The 2,816-nt window shown below is 69.9% G+C and carries 3 protein-coding genes; 1 reads left to right on the forward strand and 2 read right to left on the reverse strand.

Features of this window, described 5'->3' with window-relative positions; genetic code table 11:
- Window positions 1-435: glycosyltransferase family 9 protein (locus tag Y705_RS16980; protein ID WP_162149026.1), on the reverse strand; the 435-nt coding region annotated here is incomplete at its 3' end.
- A gap of 55 nt (window positions 436-490) precedes the next feature.
- Window positions 491-1,972 (reverse strand): protein adenylyltransferase SelO, encoded by a 1,482-nt coding sequence (locus Y705_RS0103175; RefSeq protein ID WP_026531806.1) that lies wholly within the window; start codon window positions 1,970-1,972, stop codon window positions 491-493.
- A 210-nt stretch (window positions 1,973-2,182) separates the two neighbouring features.
- Here Y705_RS0103175 and Y705_RS0103185 point away from each other — a divergent pair, with 210 nt between their 5' ends.
- Window positions 2,183-2,731 carry a D-glycero-alpha-D-manno-heptose-1,7-bisphosphate 7-phosphatase gene (locus Y705_RS0103185; protein ID WP_049822194.1) on the forward strand — a complete coding sequence of 183 codons (549 nt, stop codon included), beginning with the start codon at window positions 2,183-2,185 and terminating at the stop codon, window positions 2,729-2,731.
- Window positions 2,732-2,816: the final 85 nt, after the last annotated feature.

Genomic DNA, 2,816 nt, shown 5'->3' on the forward strand with positions numbered 1-2,816 from the left:
GGGGATGCCGTGCCAGGAGACGAGGTCCGCCCACCGCTGGCGCTCATGGATCCCATGCCGCCACTCGGGGCCGTCCCAGCCCGGCGAGCGGTGCCCGAGACGCCTCGCCGGCCGGATCTCCTCAAGGCGCTGCCGGCTCTCGCCGCCGCTGCCGTGGAGATTCACGGCAACGTCCACACGACCAGCTTCGATGGGCAGCGGGTCGTCGAGCCCGTGGGTGGGCAGCAGGTCGTCCACGCTGTCGGTCAGGGCGACGATCGGCGCGAGCCAGGACTGCGCCGCGTAGTAGATCCGGTGGTCGGGGAAGGACCTCCGGAGGCCCCGCAGCGCCGGGAGCGCCACCAGGAGATCTCCCAGCTTCAGCGCACGGAGGGCAAGCAGCTCGGGTCGTCCATCGGGCTGGGGTGGCGCTGCGGGCCGGGCGAGCGAATCCATCCCTTCATCCTGCCAGACCTGGGGCCGACGAAGCCGACGAAGGGGGGGCAGGAGCTCAGGTTCCGCAGTAGGTCCGGTAGGTACCGAAGTCCTCCGGTGCGGGAGCCGCGTAACGCTGCAGTCCGGGGCGCTCGTCGTAAGGCCTCGTCACCGCCTCAAGGAGCCTTTCGAGCGGATGCAGGTCGCCTTCGGTACCTGCGGCGAGGGCCTCCTCCACAAGATGGTTGCGCGGGATGTAGACGGGGTTCACGCGGTCCATCGCCTCGGCGTCCGGACCCAGGAGGCGCCAGCGCTCCGTCCAGGCGTCGAACGCCGACGGCTCGGGGAAGAGGGTCCGCACGACGCCGGCATCACCGCGGGCGGCCCCGCCGAGGCCGCGGAAGAATGAGGTGTAGTCGACGCCTCCCGCCTGGAGCAGGGTCAGCAGCTCGTCCACGAGAGGCTGGGCGACGTCGTCGTCGAGGTTGTCGGGCAGGCTGGGCAGACGGGTCAGTCCCAACTTCCTCCGCATACCTGCCGACCAGGCGGCACTGTACTGCCGGGGGAAGGCATCGAGCGGCTCCATCGCCAGCGGAATCGCCTGGTCCTGGTCCTCGTGGAAGAGGGGCAGGAGCGCCTCGGCGAGCCGGGCGAGGTTCCACTGCGCCACCACCGGCTGGTTCCCGTAGGCGTAGCGCCCGCCGGAGTCGATCGAGCTGTAGACGGTGGCCGGCTCGAAGGCCTCGAGGAAGGCACACGGCCCGTAGTCGATGGTCTCGCCCGAGATCGTCATGTTGTCGGTGTTCATGACCCCGTGGATGAATCCGTTGAGCATCCACTGGGCGATCAGCGCGGCCTGGGCGCCGACCACCGCCTCGAACAGGGCGAGGTACGGATTCCCGGCCTGTGCGGCGTCGGGGTAGTGACGGCGGATGGCGTGGTCGGCGAGGCGTCGGAGGAGGGCCGGGTCGTCCATGGCCCGGGCATATTGGAAACTGCCGACGCGCAGGTGGCTGCCGGCGACCCGGGTGAGCACCGCTCCCGGCAGCAGGGTGTCGCGGCGTACCGTCTGCCCCGTCGCCACCACCGCGAGGGAGCGCGTCGTGGGTATGCCGAGAGCCTCCATCGCCTCGCTGACAACGTATTCCCGCAGCATCGGTCCCACAGCGGCCAGACCGTCGCCCGCGCGCGCGAACGGAGTACGGCCGGAGCCTTTGAGATGGATATCGCGAAGGTGGCCGTCGGCGTGGGGAACTTCGCCCAGCAGGAGTGCGCGCCCGTCGCCGAGGCGGGGTGAAAACCCGCCGAACTGATGCCCGGCGTAGGCCTGGGCCACTGGAGTGGCCCCGCTGGGGACGAGGTTGCCGACCAGCATGCGGAGGCCGTCGGGGCTTCGGAGCCACGCGGGGTCCAGGTCCAACTCCGCGGCGAGCGGCTCGTTGAGCACGAGCAGCTGCGGGTCGGGAGCTTCCTCGGCCTTCCATGGGAGGGCCAGCTCCGGAAGGTCCCGGGCGAAGTGGTCGGAAAGGGAAACGGTTGGTTGAGGTGCAACGCTCACACTCTCCACGTTACAGCGGGTTACCCGAAGCGGCTACGGTCCATGGCAACCCCGGGGAACGTGCACCGGCGGTTGACATCCCAGCGGCCGGAAGAGGGACCGGGGCGAAGGATCAGCAGATGCAGGAGGGAAAGCAGAAGCAGGAGGAGGAGGAGAAGAAGTTCGCCTTCGAGTGTTTAGCACTGCTTCTTCTCGGGAACTAAAGCTTGTATGACGCTTTTCCCCATCGGATCCGCTGCGGCGCCCAAGGCGGTCCTCTTCGACCGCGACGGCACCATTGTGGTCGATGTGCCCTATAACGGCGACCCGGAGCTGGTGCGGGAGGTGGAGGGAGCGCGGCAGGTGCTCGATGCGCTGCGGAAGGCCGGCGTTCCCGTCGGTGTGGTGACCAACCAGTCGGGCATCGCCCGCGGTCTCCTCACGCGCGGCCAGGTGGACGCCGTCAATGCCCGGGTGGAGGAACTCCTCGGCCCGTTCGAGGTCTGGGAGGTGTGTCCCCACGGTGCTGGAGACGGATGCGCCTGCAGGAAGCCGGAACCGGGGATGGTCCTGAGCGCCTCCCACAGGCTCGGCATCAACCCCTCGGACATGGCGCTGATCGGTGATATCGGAGCCGACGTCGATGCCGCCGCGGCAGCCGGAGCCCGGGGCGTGCTCGTCCCCACCGGAGTGACCCGTCCCGAGGAAGTCGAGGCAGCAGCGCTCGTCGCCCCCGACCTCGCGGGTGCCCTCGCGCTCCTGTGGAGGGATGGACAGTGAGCGCGAGGGTGCTCGTGGCCCGGCTGGACAGCGCCGGAGACGTGCTGCTGGCGGGGCCCGCGGTGCGGGCCGTCGCCGCAGGCCG

Origin of the sequence: Arthrobacter sp. H41 (assembly GCF_000520535.1) — a bacterium.
Lineage (GTDB): Bacteria > Actinomycetota > Actinomycetes > Actinomycetales > Micrococcaceae > Arthrobacter_D.